This window comes from Streptomyces sp. 549, from assembly GCF_030124175.1.
Taxonomy (GTDB): Bacteria; Actinomycetota; Actinomycetes; order Streptomycetales; family Streptomycetaceae; genus Streptomyces.
The window spans coordinates 1-21,537 of record NZ_JASKMT010000036.1; the positions used below are offsets into that span (position 1 = coordinate 1).

A 21,537-nucleotide genomic window follows, 5' to 3' on the forward strand; every position below is an offset into this window, starting at 1 on the left:
GCACTCGCCGTCCCGGATGCTGCGCACCGCGGTGTGCAGGGCGACCAGCGACGACGAGCACAGTGTGTCGATCGTCATGCTCGGCCCGCGCAGATCCAGGAAGTAGCTCACCCGGTTCGCCAGGATCGCGTTGTGGTTGCCCAGGCCGGCCGCGGTCTGCACGACGTCCCCGACAACCGTGTCGCGGTAGTGCTGGTAGCTGGCGCCCACGAACACGCCGGTCGAGCGATGGGTCCTTCCCGCCAGGCCGGCGTCTTCCAGGGCCCGCCAGGCGGACTGGACAAGATGGCGCTGCTGCGGATCAATCCACTCCGCTTCCGAGGGCGACAGCCGGAAGAACCCGGGGTCGAAGTCGGTCAGCCCCCGGACGAATCCGGCACGCCTGAGATAGACGGTGCCGGGTTTGCCGTCCGTTCCGAAGTACGAGTCGATGTCCCAGCGGGACGCTGGCACCTCCGTGAGGCAGTCCTCGCCTTCCACCAGAACGCGCCATAGTTCCTCGGGGCTTTCGGCGTTGGGGAACACCCCGTCGAAGCCGACGATGGCGATGTCGTTCGGTTCCGCGTCACCGGACTCCGCGTCATCGGGCTGCGCGGCAAGCCGCACCGGGGCCGGGGCCGAGGCCGGAGCCGGGGTCGGTCCCGGCTTCGGCTCCACGGGCTCCTCGGGTACGGGGGCCTGCGGAGCACCGCCCGGAACCGGAGGTCCCTCCTCGCCGGCGGGTGCCGCAGTGACCCCGTACTCGTCCCGCAGCTCGGCGGCCAGCCGGTCGACCGTACCGGTCTCCAGGACCAGCGTCACCGGGATGTCCACGTCCAGTCTGGCCCGGATGTCCTGGGCAAGAGAGACAGCGAGCATCGAGTCGAGACCCTGCTCCTGCAGCGGGCGATCCGTTTCCAGCTCGTCGATGTCCAGTTCCAGGGCGGCCGCCACCCACCGGCCCAGTGCGGCGTCCAGGCCGGCCCCCCGGCGGCCGGGGGGCGGCACGGGACGGGTGCCACCGGTCGCCGGGGCCGGCGCGGGCGGGGGCACCGCCACGGGAGCGGGACGGTGGCCGTTGCGCGCGTCACCTCCCGTGCCTCCCGGCGACGGCGCCGGGGAGAGCCGCTTCCAGGTGACTCCACGGGCCTCCAGCACGGGGACATCGCCGTCGAGCACCACGAGGCTCGCGGTCAGCAGACCGGAGTCAGGCCCGGTGTCCCGATCGCGCCGGGCGTACACCCGGGCAGTGTCGGGAAGCCGACCGAGGACGGTGAGCCGCTCGATGGTGAACGGGACGTACAGGGCCTGCGCGCCGCACGCGGCGAGCGCGATCTGGAAGGCGCCGTCCAGGAGCCGGGTGTCCACCGCCCCTGCGGGCCGCCCGTCGCCGCGCAGCTCACCCAGGGCCTGTCCGGGCGCCACGGACAGGGTGGCCACGGTCCGGAAGCCCGCACCGTAGCTGAGCCCGGCGCGCTCGAACGCGTCGTACATGGCGTCGAGTCCCACGGCTGTGAAGCCGTCGGCAGTGGCCGGAGCGGAGAGCACCGGCTGCTCGGTCTCGGTCACCTCGGTGGTGCACACCAGCGCGCCGGTGCCGTCGCGGAAGGCGATCGCGTTGTTGTCGCGTTCAGCCGTGAGGGTGGCGGGGGCCTCGACGGCTGCCCGGAAGGTGAGGTCCCGCAGACCGAACCGGGCTCGGCCGATGAGTTCGGCGACCTTGCCGGGGTATCCGGCGCCGGGGAGCGTCGGCTTGCCGAGGACCGTGTGCTCCGCGGCCTCCGGGTGCTCTGTCCACGTGCTCCCCGTACGGGCAGGCGCACCTTCCCGAACGGCCGCGTCCGGCTGGCCGGCGGGCTCCAGCCAGAGGTACTTCTCCGCGTGTGGCGCGGTCGGGAAGCGTACGCCCGCCCGGCGCCGCCGGCCCGCGGGCAGGTCCGCGCCGGTCACGAACGCACGGGCCGCCGTGTCAAGCGTCTCGCGACCCGCCCCGGCGCTGATCGGACCGGCGTCGGTACGCGCGGCCTCGGACGCCACCCCCACATGGAGGGAGCGGGTGTCCTCGACGCCGGCCAGGAACAGCTGGAGCTTGTCCTCAAGCTGCTCCACGCTGTCCGCCACGCACGCCAGCCGGTGGGTTGCGGCCGGTCGCTGCCGGCTCGCCTCGCTCAGCGCGTCAAGGGTCGGGCAGTACGAGGAACGCAGCATCAGCACGAGCCGGTGGGCAAGGGTGCGCAGCGCCTCGTCCGAGCCCGCGGACAGGATCAGCAGCCGCGAACCGGGCTCCGGGCCGTCCGGCTCCGTTCCGGGGCCCGCCTCGACCACCGCGTGGGCGTTCGCACCGCCGAAGCCGAAGCTGCTGATCCCCGCGACGCGCGGACCGCTGCCCCACGGCAGCAGCCGGTCGGCCACGAAGAGGGGCGAACCGTCGAAGTCGAAGGACTTGTTCGGGGTGCTGAAGTTCAACGAAGGCGGGATGTGAGCCGCCTGGAGCGCCAGGATCGTTTTGATCAGTCCGGCGATACCCGCGGCGGGCTCCAGATGGCCGATGTTGGTCTTCACCGAGCCCACCGCGACGGGGCGCCGGCCGGCCGCCTCGCCCAGCACCGCGCGTAGAGCTTCGAGTTCGATGAGGTCGCCGAGCTGGGTTCCGGTGCCGTGCGCCTCGACGTAGCCGATGTCGGCCGCGGTGAACCCGGACCGCGCAAGCGCGTTGCGCAGCACGGCTTCCTGAGCCGGCCTGCTGGGCGCCGTGAGGAAGCCGGCGCTGCCCCCCGTGTGGTTGACGGCGGTGCCGCGGATCACAGCGAGGACCGGGTCACCGTCGCGTTCGGCGTCGGCGAGCCGCTTGAGGATGAGGACGCCGGCGCCTTCGCCCCGTACGTAGCCGTCGGCCTCGTCGTCGAAGGCGCGGCACACCCCTTGCGGGGACAGCATCCCGTTGCGGACGAAGGAGCGCGTCCTGTCCGGGGTGAGCACCAGGTTCGCGGCTCCGACCACGGCGGCCTCCACCTCGCCCGCGCGCAGGTGCATGGCCGCCTGGTGGAGGGCGACGAGGGAGGACGAGCAGGCCGTGTCGACGGCGAGACTCGGCCCCGACCAGTCGAAGACGTGCGACAGCCGGTTGGCGACCATGGAGGCGGCGGTTCCGGTCGCCACGTGCGGGTCGCCGTAACCGATGCTCCGGGCCACGAGCTCCGGGAACTCGCTTGCGATGGCACCGACGAAGACGCCGGTGGCGGCACCGAGGGAGGCGTGGTCGTGGCCGCAGCTCTCCAGGGCCTCCGCCGTCACACTGAGCAGGATCCGCTGCAGAGGGTCCATGCGGCGGGCCTCGCGGTCGGTGAGTCCGAAGCGGCCGGCGTCGAAGTACTCGACGCCGTCCACCCAGCCCATCCGCTCGTTGTCGTCGCCGGTCCACAGGTGGGCCCAGCCGCGCTTGCCGTCCGGGGCGTCACCGACGCTGGACACCCCGTTGACGAGGTTCAGCCAGAACTCGTCCGGTGTGGCGGCCCCCGGGAACCGGCAGGCCATGCCGATGACGGCCAGGGCCCCCTCGTCGGCGGGCCGGGTCGGCTCCGTCGGCGCGGACTCCGCCGGGGCCTGCGCCGCCGTCTTGGTCACCGCGGATACGGGCCCTGCGGTCGCGGCGGGTGTCCCGGTCCTGGCGGGTTCGGCGGGCTCCGCAGTCGCGGCATCCGGGCCGAGCAGCCTCACCACACCCTCCGCGCCCAGCAGGCGGGCCAGCTTCACCGGGGTGCCGGAGGCGAAGATCGACGGTGCGGTGATGTCCGCGCCCAGTTCACGGCCGAGTTGTACGGCGGCGAAGGTGACGTTGACGGAGTCGCCGCCCAGATCGAAGAAGTTGGCGTGCACGTCGAAGTCGGGGTGGTCCAGAGTGGCGGCGAATACCCGTGCGATCGTCTCCGCCAGCGCGTCCGCGGTGGTACCCGGCGCCTCCGGCGTCTCGGGCGCCACCGGCTCCGCCGGGACGGCGGCTACGGCGGCCTCGGCGGTGGCCGAGCGCAGGACGGTGTCCCGCGTCGGCATCGGAAGCCGCGCACGCGCCACCTTGCCGTTGTCGGTCAGCGGCAGGGTGTCGAGGCTGACGTACGCGTCGGGCACCATGTAACCGGGCAGGGCGTTGCCGACGAACTCGTCGAGTTGGGACTTGGTCGGCGTGCCGTCGCACACCAGGTAGGCGGTCAGCCTCGGTTCGCCGCGTCCCTCGAACCGCACCGCGACGGCCACGGCGGCGGTGACGCCGTCGAAGCTCTCCAGCACCCGCTCGATCTCCGCGGGCTCGATGCGGTTGCCGCGCACCTTCACCTGCGCGTCGACGCGGCCGAGCCACTCGATCGCGCCGTCCCGATGCAGCCGTACCTCGTCACCTGTGCGGTAGAGCCGTACGCCGGTCACCGGGTGAACGGTGAAGGCGTTCTCCGTCAGGTCCGGACGACCGGCGTAGCCGCGGGCCAGCCCGGTACCGGAGAGGTACAGCTCGCCGGTCGCTCCGGCCGCGCACTGCTCCAGCTCCCCGTCCAGAACGTGGAGTCCCATGTTCGGCAGGGGGGCGCCCAGCGGCAGGAAGGAGCCCACCGAGGTCACCTGGTGGCACGATGCCCAGATCGTCGCCTCGGTCGGGCCGTACAGGTTCCACAGGGCGCGGGCCGGTGTGTGCAGGCGCTCGGCGGTGGCCGGCGGCAGGGCCTCGCCACCGGAGAGCACGGTGAGCTTCTCGTGCGGAGTCCATCCGGTGCCGAGCAGCAGGCGCCACATGCTCGGCGTGGCCTGGGCAACGGTCACCTCGCCCACCATCCTGGCCAGCCGGTGAGGGTCGCCGGCCGCCTCGCGAGGGGCGAGGACCACCGTCGCGCCGACCGTCAGCGGGAGCAGCAGCTCCAGCAGGGAGATGTCGAAGGCCACGGTGGTGTGGGCGAGCACGGTGTCGTCGGGTGACACGCCCAGCCGCTCACCGACTCCGGTGAGGAAGTTGGCCAGCGCCCCCTGCTCGACCTCCACGCCCTTCGGGTCGCCGGTCGATCCGCTGGTGAAGAGCAGGTAGGCCAGGTCACCGGCGGTGACCCGGGGCGGAACCGCCTGAGCTGAGCCATCCGCCTCGGGCACACGCAGCGCGGGGCCCAGCGAGGCCCCCAGGGCGTGGGTGCGGGCGTCGGTGACGATCAGGTCGCACCGCGACACCTCCACGTACCGCTGCAGCCGCTCCACGGGGTAGCCCGGGTCCAGCGGCAGGAAGGCCGCACCGGCCCGCAGGATGCCGAGCACGGCCGGGAGCAGCGCGATGTCCCGCTCCATGAGTACGCCGACGACCGAGCCGGACTCGATGCCCTGGTCGTGGAGGCGGGCGGCGATCGCGTCCGCCCAGGCGTCCAGGCCGGCGTAGTCCAGGGCGCGGGCGCCGCTGCGGACGGCGGTGGCGCCGGGCCGGTCGGTCACCGTCGCTGCGAGGAGGTCCAGTACCGTCCCCGGACCAGGCGTGATCGCGGGGTCGTCCGACCGCCCCTCGGACGGCTGCCCGGACGGCTGCTCGGAGGGCTTCTCCGACGGCTGCTCGGACCGTCCCTCGGGAGACTCCTCGCCGTGGAGCAGCGCCCTCAGGACCATGTCCTCCACCCGCTCGGTGAACTCCAGCGCCTCGTCCTCGCCCATCGCGGTCTCCCGTACGAAGACCGTGGGCGGACCGTCCCGCAGGCACAGCAGCGCGATCTCGGTGTGCGGTTCGGCGGACGCCTCTTCCCCGGCGCTGCGGTCCAGCACCATGACGCGGGTGAAGCTCGGTTCGTCGGAGCCCAGCGGACGTCCGGCCAGGCCGAGCCGGAGTTCGAGGTCGCTGGCGTAGCCCTCGTGGGCGGTCGCCTCGTCGAGCTTGTCCTGCAGGGTCCGGGTGGTGTCGCGATCGAACCGCACAGGAAAACGCGCGGCGGCGAGGCCGTGGGTCCGTTCGGCGAGGACCCGCGCGGTCGTCGGCGACCAGGCGAAGTCGAAGGTGTGCTCGCCGGTGCGCTCGGCCACGACGGCCAGGAAGGCACGGATGACCGCGACCGTCTCCTCCCGCGACGCGGGGGTGAAAGCCAGTTCGTGGTGGCCGTAGTGAGCCGCGGCAGCGGAGAAGTCGTCAGCGGACAGCGGGGCGGGGCGCAGCCTCTCCAGCCGTTCGCGCCACCACGGCTCGTGCGGCCGCAGCGACTTCTGCGCGGCGGCCATGTCGGCCAGGCGCTCCGCCGAGGCGGCGGGCAGCGGTGCCCCCGGGGTGATGCCGAGCCGCTGCGCGGCCGCCTGGCCGCTGAGCGCACTGCCGTCGACGGCAGCGCAGTCACTCAGCACGAGGTCGGCGTCCGGGGCGGCCAGGGTGATGGCCGACGTGGTCACCGACAGCACGCTGGTATCGGTGCGGGGCTCGTCCCGCGGAATCAGCCTGACCTGCCGGGCGAAGACCGCACCCTGCTCGGTGACGAGCGTCGGTACGCCGAGCGGGTTCGGGAAGGAACCGTAGTCCAGGGCCTTGGAGAGCCGGGCGGCCTCGACAGCGAGGGTGCCGGCGTGGATGAGGCCGCCGGACGCCATCCGGGCGGACCGCCGGTAGAACCGCCGCTCGCGGTCACTGGTGTCGACCGGCTCGGGCAGGGTGCCCGCCACCACGTGCGGTACAAGGTCGGCGAAGAGCTCGATGCCCTTCTCGGCCGTCTCATAGGTCAGCGACAGGGCGGTGGAGTGGTCGCGAACGGGGAACCACCGCTCCAGCAGCACACCGCCGGCGTCCACTGCCTCCGTCATCCGGTGCCAGGTCGCCGCGTGCCGGGACGCGCCCTCGTACAACGCCCAGGCGGGGACGTGGCTGCCGGAGTAGCGGGGCAGCGGGCCGTCGTGGAAGTTGATCGCGGCGACCCGCGGCAGGTCGAGGACCGCAGCGGGCAGGATCCGGAAGTTGACCATGCTGAACAGGTAGTCGAACGGCTGTGCCGAGAGAGTCTCCGACAGGTCGCCGTGCGGGTCGAGGACGGGAATCGTGTGCTCACCCGCCCAGGCCGACACGGCCGGGTCGTCGCTGAAGACGCCCTCGATCCGCACGCCCGCCTCAAGGAGCTGCGCGGCGCACTGAGTGAGGACTCGGGTGCCGCCGATGACGAAGCAACTGGCTGCGGTGCTCACTCCTTGGCCTCCCCGGCCTCGGAGGCGTCCGCTGACTCGGCGACGGCCTCATCCTTCGCAGCGGTGTCCGAGTGCCCCGCCGCCTCCGGACCGCCCGACGTCTCGGCGGCGACCCAGGCGTCGATCTGCGAGACGACCTCTTCGTCGAGCGAGAGCTGCCCCGGCGTCCACAGCGGGTTCGACAGGCCGCGGTGCGTCCTTTCGCACATCTCCCAGTCCTCGTAGTTCGCCTTGTCCCACAGCGCGAACACGGCCTCGTGGGAGAAGTCGCTCTTGGCGGTCTCGGAGGGGTGGAAGAGCCAGAAGTGCCGGACGAAGCAGGTACCGGGGCTCTCGGGCCAGACCCACTGCATCATCACGTAGTCAGCCGTGAACCCGAACAGGAGGTTGGGCAGGATGGTGATCCAGTTGATCTTCTGCTGGTCCGCTTCGGGTACCAGCGGCAGCGGCGTCCGGCCGCTGCGGCCCGTCATGGAGACGGAGTTGTAGCCGTTGCGGATCGACTGCCAGGCTCCGACGATGTCGCCCTCGAGGTCGTAGGTACCGGCGTCGTCGAAGTCGGTGATGCGGTGCAGGTCCTTGTGGGCGGTGGGGAAGTGCAGACTCTCGTTGACGTTGTGCGCGACGAGTTTCCAGTTCGAGGCGACCGGATAGTCCTTCGCCTCCACGCACTCCAGGTCGGCGAGCTCGTAGACCCGCGCGAACTCGCCGAACTCGCCCAGGGAGGTGTCGAGATCCGGGGCGTCGTCGGAGAAGGCGATGAACACGACCCCGTACCGCACCTCGGTCCGTACCGGCAGCAGACCGTTCTTCTCCTTCTCGAAGAAGTGGTCGAAGTAGGTGCCGTTGAGGCTCTTGAGCTTGCCGTTGCGGTCATACACCCAGCAGTGGTAGAGGCAGACCAGGCTCTGACGCTTGCCGGTGGCCTCCTCGACGAGCTTGTAGCCCCGGTGCCGGCAGTAGTTGTGGTACGCCTGGATCCCGTCGTCCCCATGCATGATCAGGACGGAGCCTGTGCCGATGTTCAGGGTGCTGTAGGCGCCCTTCTCCTTCAACCGGGAGACGTGGTCGACCGGAAGCCAGCGCCGGCCGTAGATGCGGGACATCTCCCGCCGGTGCTGCTCCTCGCCGGTGTAGAACTCGTGCGACCTGCCGATGCCGCCTGACTCGAAGTAGGGCCTTTCATCGTCCTGATCACTGATGAGATCGAACATGCTGGACGCACGCGTCATCTGCTGGGCTCCCTCAGGGGTGAAGCGCATGAATGCAGTGCCGGAATGCCGCTGACCGAGGCATGCGGAAAGAGGGCCGCATTGAGCCACGGGAAGGGTGGAAAACGGCATGGTGAACGAAGAGGTGTGGCTAAACGCCGAACAGGTACTGGGCGGCCGGCCGGTCAGGTGAAAAGGCCGCCGGCTGCACCAGGGAATTCGACGAGCTGAACCGGTCGGAATACGGGCGCACGGCGTTCACGCACGATTGCTCGGGTGAGGGGTGCGCGAGGCACCGGCGTGAGCGTCGGTGCCTCGCGCTCGAAGCACGGCGCTTGGCGTGGGTGTGCCCGGTCCGGTCCGGTCCGGTGGTGCGGCTTAGGCTGTCTGCCTCAGCCCGCCGGGTCGTAGATCCGCTCCGCCTGCGGCACGCCGGCGTCGTCGTAGAGGCGCTCAAGGGCGTCCGGCGCGTAGATCTCGTAGTCCGGAACGACTCCGCCGATCAGCCCGAGCATCTTGTTGGTCCACTCCTGGTTCTTGCTCATCGCACTCATGGTCGCCTGGAAGAACGGCGGGAGTTCGGTGAGCTCACCGAGTGTCGTGGTGAAGTCGTAGACGCCGGCGCTTTCCTCGTCGCGCATCTTCTCGTACTCGGCCATCGCGTCTTCCATCGGACGCTCGCCGGACAGGCCCTGGTGCAGGCGCTCGGCCAGGAGCTCGCCGTGCAGGAAGGCGTCGGTGATGCCCCATCCGGTGTACGGGTCCTTGTGGTAGCCGGCGTCGCCGACCAGTGCCCACCCGGGCCCGTGGGCACGGCGGTAGTAGTTGTCCGGGTAGCGCATGGGCTTGAAGTCCTCTTCGCGCCTGCCCTGATCGCGCAGCTGCACGCCCATCTCGGGGGACACGTCGTCGAACACGCCCTGGAAACCGGCCTCGACGTCCTGGCGGAACTCCTTGAGCTGGCGCCGGGTGCAGATGACGGCCAGCATGCTCACACCGTCGTTCGTCGGCCAGGTACCGAACCACTTCTCGTTGAGGCCGGTCTTGTGGTGCAGGCCCCAGTCGAGACCGCTGTAGTACGAGTAGTAGATGAAACCCGCGGCAGGGCGGACGTTGTACAGCTCCGCACCGACCTTCTTGGCGACCGTGGAGTGGAAGCCGTCGGCACCGATGACCACGGTGGCGCGGAACTCCCGCTCCGGCCCGTCCCCCTCACGTCCGCGGATGCCCGTCACGCGGCCGTCGCTGAAGACCAGGTCCGAGACGGTGAAGCCCTCGACGACCTCGGCGCCGGCCCGGCGGGCGGCGTTGAGAAGGATCTCGTCCAGCACGATGCGGCGCGGGCAGTAGACGGCGTCGATGCCATCCACCGGATCGGCGAACCCGTTGAGGTCGATCCCCCGGTAGGAGTAGTGCATCTTCCGCAGTGCCGGGGTCTTCGCGGCGATGATCTCGTCGAGCAGGCCCCAGGCCTGGAGCCGAAGCAGCCCCGCCTGGTGGATGTAGTGGGTCGACACGGCGTCGCTGGGGAACGAGGCCCGATCCACCACGAGGACCCGGTGCCCCTGCCGGGCCAGCAGCATCGCTAATGGTGATCCGGCACAGCGACCACCCACGACAATGACGTCGTACATACAATCCCCCGTCAACTAGTTGCGTACCACGGACCTTTGAGTGCGGCCCGCGAGTACGATTCTGAGGCTATGACGTGCGGTAGATCACGGTCAAGGTTCGGTATTGGCCGAGAATTGCCCCGGCATCTCACCGCTCACAAGTCGAATCTTTCATTCCGCCCAGTTGCTGGGGGGTGTGCACTTTTTGTCTCTCCCGGTTCAGGGGCACGCGTGTCCTGCGTCATAGTCACGAGTGGGCGGGAACCAGCCACGTGGGCCCGCGTCGCCTCTCGCCGCCGGAGAAATGGATGAACGCGTGGTGAATGGGGTGGAGAGTAAGTCCCGCCGGTGCGGAGCCCCTGCCCACTACGCCGTCGTCCGGACCGGCCCACCGGAGCATCGCCACCGGGGGAGTGGACGCACGCATGGTGAGGATGCTGGAGCAGAAGACCCGCCTGTTCGACGCCTACGCCCGGCGCAGCACCATGGCCGAGGCCACCCCGGACGCGGTCGACGTGTCGGACACCGAGTCGCCCCGACAGATCGTCGAGGAGGAACAGGCGCGGTTGGGCGTGGCGGACGAGAGGCCCACGGCACCCGCGTGAGGGGCCGGCGGCCCGCGGACAGGCCGCTGCTCACCGCTCCATGTTGACGCGAGCGTGCACTTGGCGAAGGGTCGGGTCATGTCCATCACCGCGAGGGATGCCCGCAGGGCTCTTCTCCCACTGATCAGGACGGTCAACGACGATCACGAGGCCATCGAGATCGTCTCCGGGCACGGCACCGCCGTGCCCGTCTCGGCCGACGCATACGCTCGCTGGTGCTCCATGCGACTGTGCGGCAACCGCACCAAGTCCCGCCGACACGTCGCCCGTCGACGTGTCCAGTGACAGCGGAATGAGGCGCCCCATGGCCGAACTCGCCCGGGAGGCCCTCGAAGGCGGCCTCCCGATGGCGACCGGCGGCACGACCCGCGACGTGGGGCAGTTCGCCGCGGACGTCTGGACCGCGCATGATCTCGGCCTTGTCCTGCTCGTCCACCGCAGGGACGACGGGCATGTCGCGGAGGAGGTGTACTACTCGACGCGTGACTGCGGCCAATGCGGCGACGGGCGTTGGTCGGACGCCGAACCCCTCGGGGGTGGTCCGCTCGGTTTCGACCTGCATGATGCCTCGGCACGGGCGAGAGTGCTGCGCGGTCACGCCACGGCGTTCGTCGTGGAAACGGAGGTCCGGCTTCACACCGGCAGGGCGGCTGAGGACGAAGGTGACGAGATGGTACGAGTCGTGGGACTCCTCGTCACCGAGGAAGCCGACTTCCTGGAGGTCGGGAACCTGACGGAACCCGCTTCTCACCGCCGTCCCGTCCCGTCAGGGCTGGCCCTGCTCGCTGTCCTCCCCGGTGACCGCCTCCACGTCCAGGCGGTGCGCTCCACACCGTCCGGGCACGCTCCCGTGGGTGAAGGCCTCGAACTCTCGTACTCGCCCGACGCGACGGAGTACGACTGGCTGTGAGGGTCGGCAACCGAGTCCGCAACCCGCCGCCCACGAGGCGCGACCGGCTCGTCCGGACCGCTCACCTCCCCGGTACCTGGGCCTTCTGCCGAGCGTCCACCGATCCGGGCCGCCCGGACGTTTCGGTCCCGGCCCCAGCCCCGATCTCGGTCCCTACCCCAGCCCCGCCGATGTGGGGGAGGCGGCGGTCGAGGGCGCGGGGCAGCCACCAGTTGGCGCGTCCCAGCAGTGCCATGGTGGCGGGCACGACCACCATGCGGACGATCGTCGCGTCGAGTGCGATCGCGGTCGCCAGGCCCAGGCCCATCATCTTGACGAGGGGCGACGGCTGGGTGGCGAAGCTGAGGAACACCACCGTCATGATCAACGCGGCGGAGGTGATCACCCGGCCGGTGGCGGCCATGCCGCGCGCCACCGACTCGGCGTTGTCACCCGTGGCGTTGTACTCCTCGCGGATGCGGGAGAGCAGGAACACCTCGTAGTCCATGGAGAGGCCGAAGAGGACCGCGAAGAAGAGCGTGGGCAGGGGCGAGACGATGGGCAGGGTCTCCTCCAGGCCGAACAGGCCCGAGAGCCAGCCCCACTGGAACACGGCGACCACCACGCCGTAGGCACCGCCGATGGACAGCAGGTTCATCACGGCGGCCTTCAGCGGCACCACGAGGGAGCGGAACACCAGCATCAGCAGCAGGAACGACGCTGCCAGGATCGCGGCGATGAAGACCGGCAGGGTGTCGTCGAGCTGCTGGGTGAGGTCCGCGGTCATGGCGGTCAGGCCCGACACCGCGACGTTGGCGGGGAGCAGGTCGCGGACGCGTCCCAGGGTCTCGGTGGTCGCGGCGTCCGAGGGGGAGGTGGTGGGGAGCACGGGCAGCACCACGGTGTCCTCGGCGGGGGAGGTCCGGGGTTCGCCGACCGTGGCGATGCCGGGGTCGGCGGCGACGCGCTCGGCCAGCGCGGGCAGGGAGCGGGCGTCCACGCCGGGCGCGCGCAGGTCGGCGACGATCAGCAGCGGGGCGTTGAAGCCCGGGCCGAAGCCCTCCGACAGCAGGTCGTGGGCGCGGCGGTGGGTGGTGCTCGTCGAGTCGTCGCCGGCGTCGGGGAAGCCCGTCTCCATGCGCAGGGCGGGGGCCGCCAGTGCGAGTAGTACCACCGAGGCGACCAGCAGGTACCGCCACGGCCGGTGAGACACACGGTGGGCGAAACGCCACCACGCCGTCTCCTCGGCCCGCTTGGCCCGGCGCCGGCGGCCCGGCAGCCGTCCCTTGTCGATGCGGTCACCGAGCAGGGACAGCAGCGCCGGCAGCAGCGTGAGCGCGGTCGCCACGGCGAACAGCACGATCAGCGAGGTGCTCAGGCCGATCGAGGTCAGAAAGCCCAGGCCGGTCAGCGCGAGGGCGGCCATGGCCACGACGACGGTGCCGCCCGCGAACAGGACGGCGGTGCCCGAGGACGCCATGGCGTTGGAGAGCGCGGTCGGGTTGTCCTGCCCGGCGGCGCGGTTCTCGCGGTAGCGCACCACGATGAACAGCGCGTAGTCGATGCCGACTCCCAGGCCGATCATCGCCCCCATGGCCGGGGCCGCGCTGGACACGTCCATCGCGTGGGCCAGCAGCATCACACCGCCCAGTCCGGCGGCGACCGCCACCAGCGCGAGCGTGATCGGCACCAGTGCGGCGACGATGGTGCCGAACGCGACGACCAGCACCACCAGCGCGGCCAGCAGACCGCCCGCCTCCGCGCCCGAGGTCTCCGTCTCGGCGTTGATGAAGACGGCGTCCCCGCCCAACTCGGCGACGAGACCGGCCTCCCGCGCCGGTGCGATCGCCTCGGCCAGCGCGCGCAGCAGCTCGGGCTGCACCTCCGTCACGGGCAGGTCGAAGGTGATCTGGGCGAAGCCGATGCGCCCGTCGGGCGACAGCGTGCCCGCGGTGAACGGGCCGGCCACCGCGGCGACGCGGTCCATGTCGGCGAGCCGGGCGACGGCGCCGTCGACAGCGGGCCGCTGCGGCTCCAGGCGCTCCCCTTCCGGCACGGCGAACACCGCCACGGCCGTCCCGCTGGTGGCCTCCGGGAAGCGTTCCTCCAGCAGCGCCATCGCCTTCTCGCTCTGGCTGCCGGGGGCCGCGAGGTCGTCGGTGAACGAGCCGCCGATCGCGCCGGCCAGGGACAGGACGAGGGTGAGAGCGGCGGCCCAGGCGACGATGGTGCGCCACGGCCTTCGGGCGCTGGCGTCGCCGATGCGGCGGGTGATCCGGTTCATGGATGCGTGCTCCTGTGGGATGGCCGACGCCCGGCTCCGGCCGTGGCGGCGGGAGTCCTCAGCGGTTCGGGGGCCTCCATCGTGGGCGTCGGCGGCTCCGCCGTCCCCGGCCGCCGGAGGGGTTCCGCACTCGCCCGGGCGACGGTCGGGGCCGGGCGGTGCCTCCCCCCGGCGGGGGAGTCCGCCATCCGCCTGCGGGCGGGTGACCCGGCGTCCGGCCCGCGTCTACGATCCTGAGACAGCACGGCCTGCCCGGCGTCCCGAGGACCTGCGCCGCAGCGCCGGACGCCCGACCCTGGAGCGACGATGAACCGCACGGCGCCGCCCTCCGGAACGCGGGTCCCCGGCGGCTCGAGACGGTTCCGCGGGCCCTTCCGCCGTTGGCCGCGGACGGCGGACGCGGTGCTGGCGGCCGCCATGCTGGCGGCCACGGTGTCCCTGGTGGAGGGGCCCGGCGACTCGATCGTGTTCCGCCCGGTCACCGACGTCCCGGTCGCCGCCCTGCTGGTCTTCGCCGTGGGCTGCGCGGCGCTGTACTGGCGACGGCGGGCGCCGGTGGTCTGCCTGGGTGTGGTGCTCGCCGCCTGGGCCGCCACCCTGGGCAGCGGCTACGCCGACCTGGGCGGCGCCGCGCTCGTCGCGTTGTACTCCGTCGGTCGGTACGCCGCGCACGGCAGGCAGGGCCCGGTCGGGCTGGCCTGCGCGGTCACCGTGCTCACCGTCGACGGCCTCACGCTCTCCGTCCCCTGGGGGGAGACCGCCTTCGGGGCCGTGGTGATGTTCGTGGACTGGTACGTCGGCCGGCGCCTGCGGCTGCGCGAGGAACGCGCCGCCCAGCTGCGCCGGGAACAGGCCGCCGAGGCACGCCGGATCGTCGCCGAGGAACGCACCCACATCGCTCGTGAACTGCACGACGTGGTCGCCCACCGGGTGAGCATGATGACGGTGCAGGCAGGCGCGGCGCGGATGGTGGCCGCCGAGGACCCCGAGGGCGCCGTCGACGCCATGGCGGCGGTGGAGGAGGCGGGACGCCAGGCGCTGGACGAGCTGCGGCACCTGCTGGGGGTGCTGCGGCCGGACGGGGACCGGGACGAACTCGGCCCGCAGCCCGGGCTGGCGGACATTCCCCTGCTGGTGGAGCAGGTGCGCGAGGCGGGCCTTGAGGTGTCGTTCGCGGACGGGGTCCGGGCCCCGCTCCCGGCGCGGGTGGAGCTGTCGGCGTACCGCATCGTGCAGGAGGCGCTGACCAACGTGCTCAAGCACAGCGGCCCCCGCACCCGCGCCGAAGTACGCCTCAGCCGCGCGGAGTCCGGTGCCGCCGTCACCGTCGAGGTGGTCGACGACGGCCGGGGCGCCCGCGACCGGCCGGCGCCCGGCCTGGCCCAGCCGGGTGTGGTGGGCCACGGGATCGTCGGCATGCGCGAGCGGGCGCTTCTGCTGGGCGGTACCCTCCACGCGGGGCCGGAGCCCCGGGGCGGTTTCCGGGTGGCCGCCCGCCTGCCCACCGGAGGGGAGCCCGCGTGAGTATCCGCGTCGTCGTCGCCGACGACCAGGCACTCGTCCGCCGGGGCTTCGCCATGATCCTTCGGATGGACGACGGCATCGAGGTGGTGGCCGAGGCCGGAACGGGCCTGGAGGCGATCGAGGCGGCCCGCCGGCACCGCCCGGACGTGGTCCTCATGGACATCCGCATGCCCGAACTGGACGGCCTGGAGGCGACGTCCCGGATTCTGGAGCACGCGGACTGGGACGTCCGGGTGCTGATCCTCACCACCTTCGACCCGGACGAGTACGTCTACCGGGCGCTGCGCGCGGGTGCCGCCGCCTTCATCCTCAAGGACATCCCCCCGGAGCAACTCGCCACCGCCGTGCGCACGGTGGCCGAGGGCGGGGCGCTGCTCGCGCCGTCCATCACCCGGCGCCTCATCGGCCGGTTCGCGGAGCACCGCACCGTCAACCCCGCCGTCGCCGGACGACTGGAACGCCTCACCGAGCGGGAACGCCAGATGGTGGCCGCCGTCGCCCGGGGGGCCAGCAACTCGGAGATCGCGGGTGGGCTCTTCATCGGGGCCGCGACCGTCAAGTCGCATGTGTCGAGCATCCTCACCAAACTCGGCCTGCGCGACCGCACCCAGATCGTGATCTTCGCCTACGAGAGCGGCCTCGTCGAAGCCGGCGGCCACGACGTCGGCCACTGAGCCCCCGTGGTGAAGAACGTCTCGTACGGCAGGTGTTCGGCGTCCGGCACGCGTGGCACGTGGTCCGGGGCGGTGCGCGCCTTGGGCGCTGCCGACTCCGCTGCCGACTCCGCCGCCGACTCCGGGGCCGAGGAGGAGGCCGCCGTGTGCCGGCGGGCGGGCTCGGGTAGTTTGGCGGTGACCCGTGCGGCGCGTCCGAGCGCCCACGGCAGGACCGAGCAGAACCGGGGAGGTGGGACCCATCACCGCTCCAGCAGGCTGGGTGCTCTCCTCCCTCGGCCGTCCGGTCGCTCCGCGCAGCTGACCGGGAGAGCGCCCTTCGGCTCCCCGAAAGGCCCCCATGCCGGTTCCCCCGCTCGACCTCCCCTCTGCTGCCCTTCTCTCTCCCGCTCTCGTCGACCGGCTCCGGGCGGCCGGCTGCGTCTTCGCCGAGGAGGAGGCACACCTGCTCGCCTGCACCGCGCGCACGCCCGCCCAGCTGGCCGTCATGGTCGATCGCCGGGTGTCCGGCCTGCCACTCGAACAGGTCCTCGGCTGGGCCCGGTTCCACGGTCTGCGGGTGGTGCTGGAACCCGGGGTGTTCGTGCCCAGGCGCCGTACCGAGTTCCTGGTCCGGCAGGCGGCGGCGCTGGCCCGGTCCGCGTCGGCCGGGTCGGCCTCGGCCGGGTCCTCGTCGGCCGGTCCGCGCACCGTCGTGGTGGACCTGTGCTGCGGGTCGGGGGCGGTCGCGGCGGCGCTCGCCGTCGAACTGCCCGGGACCGAGTGCCACGCCGTGGACATCGACCCGGTCGCGGTGCGCTGCGCCCGTCGCAACCTGCCCGCCGGGGGACGGGCGTACCTGGGCGACCTGTACACGCCGCTGCCGCCCCGGCTGCTCGGCCGGGTGGACGTGCTGGTGGCCAACGCGCCGTACGTGCCCACCGGTTCGCTGGGCCTGCTGCCGCCCGAGGCACGGGAGCACGAGCCGCGGGTGGCCCTGGACGGTGGTGAGGACGGCCTCGCCGTGCAGCGCCGGGTCGCCGCCGGCGCCTCGCGCTGGCTGGCGCCCGGGGGTGTGCTGCTCGTCGAGACCAGTGAGCGCCAGGCGGCCGGCACCGCCGAGGCCGTGGCCCGGGGCGGCCTCACGGCCACCAGCACGACGTGCGAGGAGCTGGACGCCACCGTGGTCGTCGGTCGCCTCCCCGCCGCGTAGGCGCGCCTGGCCCCGGCCGCCGGGCCCGCCCGACGCAGCTCCACTGCCCGCCGGTGGGGGCTGGGCTGCGGGCGGGCCCTGCGGCACACTGTGCCGGTGACGTCTCTCCCGCTGCGCAAGGGCGCCAACCTGCCCGTTCCCGTTCCCGCCGTCCGGGCGCGTCTGACCTGGACGGCGGCCCCCGGCGCACCGGACGTGGACGCGTCGGCGCTGCTGCTGGCCGGTGACGGACGGGTGCGCTCCGACGGGGACTTCGTCTTCTACAACCAGCCCCGGCACGCCTCCGGGGCGGTGCGGCACGAGGGCAAGGACACCGGCGGAGCCTCTGCCGGAACGGCCGGCGACACGGTCGCGGTGGACCTCGCCCGGCTGGAGCCGGGCATCGAGCGGGTGGTGCTGTGCGCGTCCGCCGACGGCGGCACCTTCGGCCAGGTCCCCGGCCTGCGGCTGGCGTTGCTGGACGCGGCGGCGGGCACGGAGATCGCCCACTTCGACATGACCGCCACCACCGAGACGGCGTTCGTCGGCGGTGAGCTGTACCTGCGGGCCGGGCAGTGGAAGTTCCGCGCGGTCGGGCAGGGCTACGCCTCCGGGCTGGCCGGGCTGGCCGGCGACTTCGGCATCAGCGTCGACGAGGAACCGGCCCACGCCGCCCCCACCATCCCCGCCGTCCCGGCCGCCCCCACCATCCCCGCCGTCCCGCAGGCACCACCGCCCGCCCAGCCCCAGCCCCAGCCCCAGCCCCAGGCGCCCGCCCCTGGCGGGGTGCGGTGGGCGAAGGGGGAGGAGGACCTGCCGGTGGACATGCGCAAGCGCCTGTCGCTGCGCAAGGAGCAGGTCGCGGTGAGCCTGCGCAAGCACGGTGCGGCCGGTGCGACGGCCCGGGTCCTGCTGGTACTGGACGCGTCCGGGTCGATGGCGCCGCTGTACGCGAAGGGCGTGGTGACGGACGTCGTCGAGCGCATGGCGGCGGTCGCCGCGCAGCTCGACGACGACGGCGAGATGCAGGCGTGGACGTTCGCCTCGCACCCCGCCCGGCTGCCCGACCTGCGGTTGGGCGAGCTGCCCGACTGGTTGCGGCTGCACGTCAGGGTGGGCCAGATGAGCCTGTTCGGACGGCCCAAGAAGGCGAAGCGCGGACTGGCCGAGGGCCAGGTGGACATGCGCACGGTCGGCATCCAGAACGAGGAGCAGAAGGTCATCGCCGAGGTGCGCGCCTTCGTGCGGGACCACCCGGCGTCCGACCCGACGCTGGTGCTGTTCTTCTCCGACGGCGGCGTCTACCGCAACGCGGAGATCGAGCGGGAGTTGCGCGCGGCCGTCGAGGAGCCGGTCTTCTGGCAGTTCGTCGGGCTCGGCCGAGCCGACTACGGCGTGCTGGAGAAGTTCGACACGCTGCCCGGCCGCCGCGTCGACAACGTGGGCTTCTTCGCGGCGGACGACATCGGTTCGCTGTCCGACCCGGAGCTGTACGACCGGCTGCTGTCGGAGTTCCCGTCCTGGCTCACCGCGGCCCGCGCGGCCGGCATCCTGCGCTGACTCCTCGCCCCCGGGCGGGACTGCTCGGCGGGGTTGCCGGGGGCCTGCCCTGCGGGGCTGCTCAGACCACGCCGGTGACGATGACGCTCACCCGCACCCGCGGCACCCGGCCGCCCGGCAGGTGCGCGGTGTCGGCGGGCAGGTCTGCGGTGACGGCGGCCTCCACGGCGCCGCGCACCGCGCGGGACACGTCGAGCACGCGGGTGCCGCGGTGCACGGCGAGCCGCACGTCCACCTCCGCCTCCCACGCGTCGCCGGACCCGGTGCGGTGCACCCGCACCGCCGGTGCGGCGCCGCCGGGGGAACCGCTGCCGCCCGCCAGCCGCGAGGTGGCGCGCAGCACCGTCGCCAGGTCCGAGCGGAGGAAGGCGACGCCCGGGGTGCGGCGGGCCGCTTCCGCGGCCGTCTCGGTGAGGCGGTCGCGCACCTCGCGCAGCTGCTGGTCCGTCACCCTCATGCGTCCTCCGGCCCGTCGAGCAGATCGATGACCACCACGTCCACGGCGCCGACCTCCATGCCGAGGGTGTCCTGCGCGGCACCGCGCACCCGGTCGCGGACGGCTTCGGCGATCAGCGGCACCGGCCGCGCGGGGTCCAGCGGCGCCGACACCTCCAGGCGCACCCTGACCGGTTCGCGCGGCAGCCGTCCGCCGGGCATCAGGTACAGCCGCCCCGGGGCGTCCATCGGGGTGACCCGGCAGCTGCCGGCCTGCACTCCGGGGACCTCTTCCGCGGCGGCGCGGAACGTCCGGGAGGCGGCGGTCTCGACGATCCAGGCGTCGTCCGCATCGGTCCCCAGCGGCACGGCCGGTCCGGGCCGCAGTTCGGTGCGGACGATGTCCATCACCCGGGCGGTGATGCGGGCCGAGACGCCGTCCGTCTCCTCGGCCGCCGTCAGCTGCTCGGCGGCGATCTCCTGCCGTACGAAGCCGTCCAGCAGCCGCAGTTCGCCCAGCGCGGCCGTGCAGTGCGGGCAGCTCGCCGAGTGCGGGTCGGTGGACGCCTCGGGACCGTTCTCCCAGACCTCGTCCAGGCTCCGACCGCAGGGCAGCATCTCGGTGTCGTCCTGCGGTCCGCTGTCCTGCGGTCCGCTGTCCTGCGGTTCGCTGTCCTGCGGTTCGCTGTGCTGCGGTTCGTCCCGCCGGGGGTCGGGGGTCGCGCTCATCGCCATGCGCTCATCGCCTCCGTCAGGTAGCGCCGTACGCGGAAGATCCTGCCTCTGACCGCCTGCTCGCTGATGCCGACGACGCCCGCGATCTCGCGGTAGCCCAGCCCGTGCAGCTCCCTCAGCACCCAGCATGCCCGCTGCTCGGGGCTGAGCTGGGCGAGCGCCTGGGTGAGGTCCTTCACCGCCGCGGTGGTCTCGGCGGCGCGGGCGGGGGAGGAGCGGTACTCGGGCGCGCTGGGCTCGCCGAGCACGTCGAGTTGCTCGGTGGGCCGTCTGGCGCGCAGCAGGTTGAGGCAGCGGTTCGTCACGATGCGGTACATCCAGGTCAGGAACGCGGAGTCGCCGCGGAACTCAGGCAGCCGCCGCCAGGCGCTGACGAACGCGTCCTGCACGGCGTCCTCGGCGTCGGCGCGGCTGCCCAGCATGCGTGTGCCGAGGCTGATCAGCACCGGGCTGTGGCGCCGGACGAGGACTTCGAAGGCCTCCTCGTCGCCTTCGCCCGCCCGGACGGCCAGCAGGGCGTCGCCCAGCTCCGGCTGCGCGACCGGCCCGGTGGCCACCGGTGCCTCATCGTCCTCCGGCACGTGCCCGCTCCTCTCCTGTCACGTTTCCCACCGTGTCCTCCCGGTCGCAGCCGCGGCGAAACCCTCCGCCCGCCGCCGCTGCCGCGCGTTCGACACGGCCGCCCGCCCATCATCACGCCTGCGGACGCGATTCACCGCCGGTGGGGCGCGGACGCGCCGAGCGAGGTCCGGTCCGGGAAGGCCGCTCCGAGGAATCCGAGGAATCCGAACAAGTTGCCAGGACGGCGTGACGGATGCGGCTCTGCCGGGTCCAAGTCTTCACCGAGCACGAGTCACCCGCTCGTTCCGGGGGAAACCCGGGCAGGAGCACCTGAAGGGGCCCGGAAACGGGACGGGCGGTACCGCACCCGGCGGGACCGGGCAGGGGGAACGAGTGGTGGGGACAGACCTCACCCGAATGCGACAGGAGAATCTGCCATGGCCATGAAGCCGGCTACCGCGACCGCACCGCAGAGCGCCAGCGCACCGCAGGGGGTCGTCGCGCCGAAGACCGCGAGCGAGCAGGTGCCGGAGACCCGGACGCGCGCGGTCGGCACCACGACCGTGCACGTCGACTCCTCCGGCGCGCAGGGTGCGTCGCGCGGCAAGACCTCGATCGCCGACAGCGTCGTGGAGAAGATCGCCGGCATGGCGGCCCGCGAGGTGCCGGGCGTGTTCGCGCTCGGCGGCGGCCTGGCACGCACGCTGGGCGCCGTCCGGGACCGGGTGCCGGGTGGCCGCCCCAACGTGACGCGCGGCGTCAAGGTCGAGGTCGGGGAGCGGCAGACCGCCCTCGACCTGGACATCGTCGTCGAGTACGGCGTGCCGATCCCGGACGTGGCGCACGACGTGCGGGAGAACGTGATCGCCGCGGTCGAGCGCATGACGGGCCTGGAGGTCGTCGAGGTCAACATCGCCGTCAACGACGTGCAGCTCCCGGACGACGAGCCCGAGGCGCTCGCCGAGTCCCGGGTGGAGTGACGTACCTCCGGGTGGCGACGCCCCGGTGGGAACGGCCGGCCTGCCCGGAGCCGGGCAGGCCGGTGCCGCGGTGGGCTGATGCCGCGGTGGGCCGGGTGGAGGCAGGGCAGTCAGGGCGTCGGCGAGCGGCGCTGGGAGCACGAGAG

General features: G+C 72.6%; 14 protein-coding genes and 1 pseudogene. 8 read left to right on the forward strand and 7 right to left on the reverse strand.

The genetic code is table 11. The annotated features are described in order from the left end of the window. The 3 genes from QNO07_RS25485 to QNO07_RS25495 form a co-directional block, all read right to left on the reverse strand. Positions 1-7,149: amino acid adenylation domain-containing protein (locus tag QNO07_RS25485; RefSeq protein WP_283994810.1), on the reverse strand; the 7,149-nt coding region annotated here is incomplete at its 3' end. Next, on the reverse strand, positions 7,146-8,381 hold the full coding sequence (locus QNO07_RS25490) for an aromatic ring-hydroxylating oxygenase subunit alpha (RefSeq protein WP_283994811.1): 1,236 nt from the start codon (positions 8,379-8,381) through the stop codon (positions 7,146-7,148). The genes QNO07_RS25485 and QNO07_RS25490, both read right to left, overlap by 4 nt. Before the next feature lie 371 nt (positions 8,382-8,752). After that, complete coding sequence (locus QNO07_RS25495) at positions 8,753-9,994, reverse strand: NAD(P)/FAD-dependent oxidoreductase (RefSeq protein WP_283994812.1); 1,242 nt, start codon at positions 9,992-9,994, stop codon at positions 8,753-8,755. 368 nt (positions 9,995-10,362) lie between these two features. Here QNO07_RS25495 and QNO07_RS25500 point away from each other — a divergent pair. The 3 genes and pseudogenes from QNO07_RS25500 to QNO07_RS25515 all read left to right on the forward strand — a co-directional run. Further along, positions 10,363-10,578, forward strand: a pseudogene (locus QNO07_RS25500) (hypothetical protein); the annotation flags it as partial. 78 nt (positions 10,579-10,656) lie between these two features. Next, complete coding sequence (locus tag QNO07_RS27620) at positions 10,657-10,863, forward strand: type II toxin-antitoxin system prevent-host-death family antitoxin (protein ID WP_349636877.1); 207 nt, start codon at positions 10,657-10,659, stop codon at positions 10,861-10,863. 19 nt (positions 10,864-10,882) lie between these two features. Continuing rightward, positions 10,883-11,488: a hypothetical protein gene (locus QNO07_RS25515; RefSeq protein ID WP_283994813.1), complete on the forward strand. Its 606-nt coding sequence runs from the start codon at positions 10,883-10,885 to the stop codon at positions 11,486-11,488. A gap of 61 nt (positions 11,489-11,549) precedes the next feature. Here the strand turns inward: QNO07_RS25515 and QNO07_RS25520 are convergent, their stop codons facing one another. Further along, a complete protein-coding gene (locus QNO07_RS25520) occupies positions 11,550-13,751 on the reverse strand; it encodes an MMPL family transporter (RefSeq protein WP_283994814.1) in 2,202 nt (733 codons plus the stop codon). Positions 13,752-14,153: 402 nt separating this feature from the next. On the opposite strand from QNO07_RS25520, the gene QNO07_RS25525 reads away from it, so the two are divergent. The 4 genes from QNO07_RS25525 (at position 14,154) to QNO07_RS25540 (ending at position 18,680) form a co-directional block, all read left to right on the forward strand. Then, positions 14,154-15,275, forward strand: a complete 1,122-nt coding sequence (locus QNO07_RS25525) for a sensor histidine kinase (RefSeq protein WP_283994815.1) — start codon at positions 14,154-14,156, stop codon at positions 15,273-15,275. Next, positions 15,272-15,949 (forward strand): response regulator transcription factor, encoded by a 678-nt coding sequence (locus tag QNO07_RS25530; RefSeq protein WP_283994817.1) that lies wholly within the window; start codon positions 15,272-15,274, stop codon positions 15,947-15,949. The genes QNO07_RS25525 and QNO07_RS25530 overlap by 4 nt, the downstream gene beginning before the upstream one ends. Before the next feature lie 340 nt (positions 15,950-16,289). After that, on the forward strand, positions 16,290-17,141 hold the full coding sequence (locus tag QNO07_RS25535; RefSeq protein ID WP_283994818.1) for a putative protein N(5)-glutamine methyltransferase: 852 nt from the start codon (positions 16,290-16,292) through the stop codon (positions 17,139-17,141). A gap of 111 nt (positions 17,142-17,252) precedes the next feature. Continuing rightward, on the forward strand, positions 17,253-18,680 hold the full coding sequence (locus QNO07_RS25540) for a VWA domain-containing protein (protein ID WP_502961940.1): 1,428 nt from the start codon (positions 17,253-17,255) through the stop codon (positions 18,678-18,680). Positions 18,681-18,741: 61 nt separating this feature from the next. Here the strand turns inward: QNO07_RS25540 and QNO07_RS25545 are convergent, their stop codons facing one another. The 3 genes from QNO07_RS25545 to QNO07_RS25555 are packed head-to-tail and all read right to left on the reverse strand — an operon-like array spanning position 18,742 to position 20,431. Continuing rightward, a complete protein-coding gene (locus tag QNO07_RS25545; protein ID WP_283994820.1) occupies positions 18,742-19,131 on the reverse strand; it encodes an Asp23/Gls24 family envelope stress response protein in 390 nt (129 codons plus the stop codon). Between the two features lie 2 nt (positions 19,132-19,133). Further along, on the reverse strand, positions 19,134-19,844 hold the full coding sequence (locus QNO07_RS25550; RefSeq protein ID WP_283994821.1) for an Asp23/Gls24 family envelope stress response protein: 711 nt from the start codon (positions 19,842-19,844) through the stop codon (positions 19,134-19,136). Next, on the reverse strand, positions 19,841-20,431 hold the full coding sequence (locus tag QNO07_RS25555; protein ID WP_283994822.1) for an RNA polymerase sigma factor: 591 nt from the start codon (positions 20,429-20,431) through the stop codon (positions 19,841-19,843). The genes QNO07_RS25550 and QNO07_RS25555 overlap by 4 nt, the downstream gene beginning before the upstream one ends. 417 nt (positions 20,432-20,848) lie before the next feature. Here QNO07_RS25555 and QNO07_RS25560 point away from each other — a divergent pair, with 417 nt between their 5' ends. Further along, positions 20,849-21,391 carry an Asp23/Gls24 family envelope stress response protein gene (locus QNO07_RS25560; protein ID WP_502961939.1) on the forward strand — a complete coding sequence of 181 codons (543 nt, stop codon included), beginning with the start codon at positions 20,849-20,851 and terminating at the stop codon, positions 21,389-21,391. The last annotated feature ends 146 nt before the right edge of the window (positions 21,392-21,537 follow it).

Coding starts and splice junctions, on each gene's coding strand:
- QNO07_RS25535 (WP_283994818.1), top strand. CDS start 16,290: ATGCCGGTTCCCCCGCTCGACCTCCCCTCTGCTGCCCTTCTCTCTCCC.
- QNO07_RS25550 (WP_283994821.1), bottom strand. CDS start 19,844: ATGAGCGCGACCCCCGACCCCCGGCGGGACGAACCGCAGCACAGCGAA.
- QNO07_RS27620 (WP_349636877.1), top strand. CDS start 10,657: ATGTCCATCACCGCGAGGGATGCCCGCAGGGCTCTTCTCCCACTGATC.
- QNO07_RS25495 (WP_283994812.1), bottom strand. CDS start 9,994: ATGTACGACGTCATTGTCGTGGGTGGTCGCTGTGCCGGATCACCATTA.
- QNO07_RS25560 (WP_502961939.1), top strand. CDS start 20,849: ATGGCCATGAAGCCGGCTACCGCGACCGCACCGCAGAGCGCCAGCGCA.
- QNO07_RS25515 (WP_283994813.1), top strand. CDS start 10,883: ATGGCCGAACTCGCCCGGGAGGCCCTCGAAGGCGGCCTCCCGATGGCG.
- QNO07_RS25490 (WP_283994811.1), bottom strand. CDS start 8,381: ATGACGCGTGCGTCCAGCATGTTCGATCTCATCAGTGATCAGGACGAT.
- QNO07_RS25520 (WP_283994814.1), bottom strand. CDS start 13,751: ATGAACCGGATCACCCGCCGCATCGGCGACGCCAGCGCCCGAAGGCCG.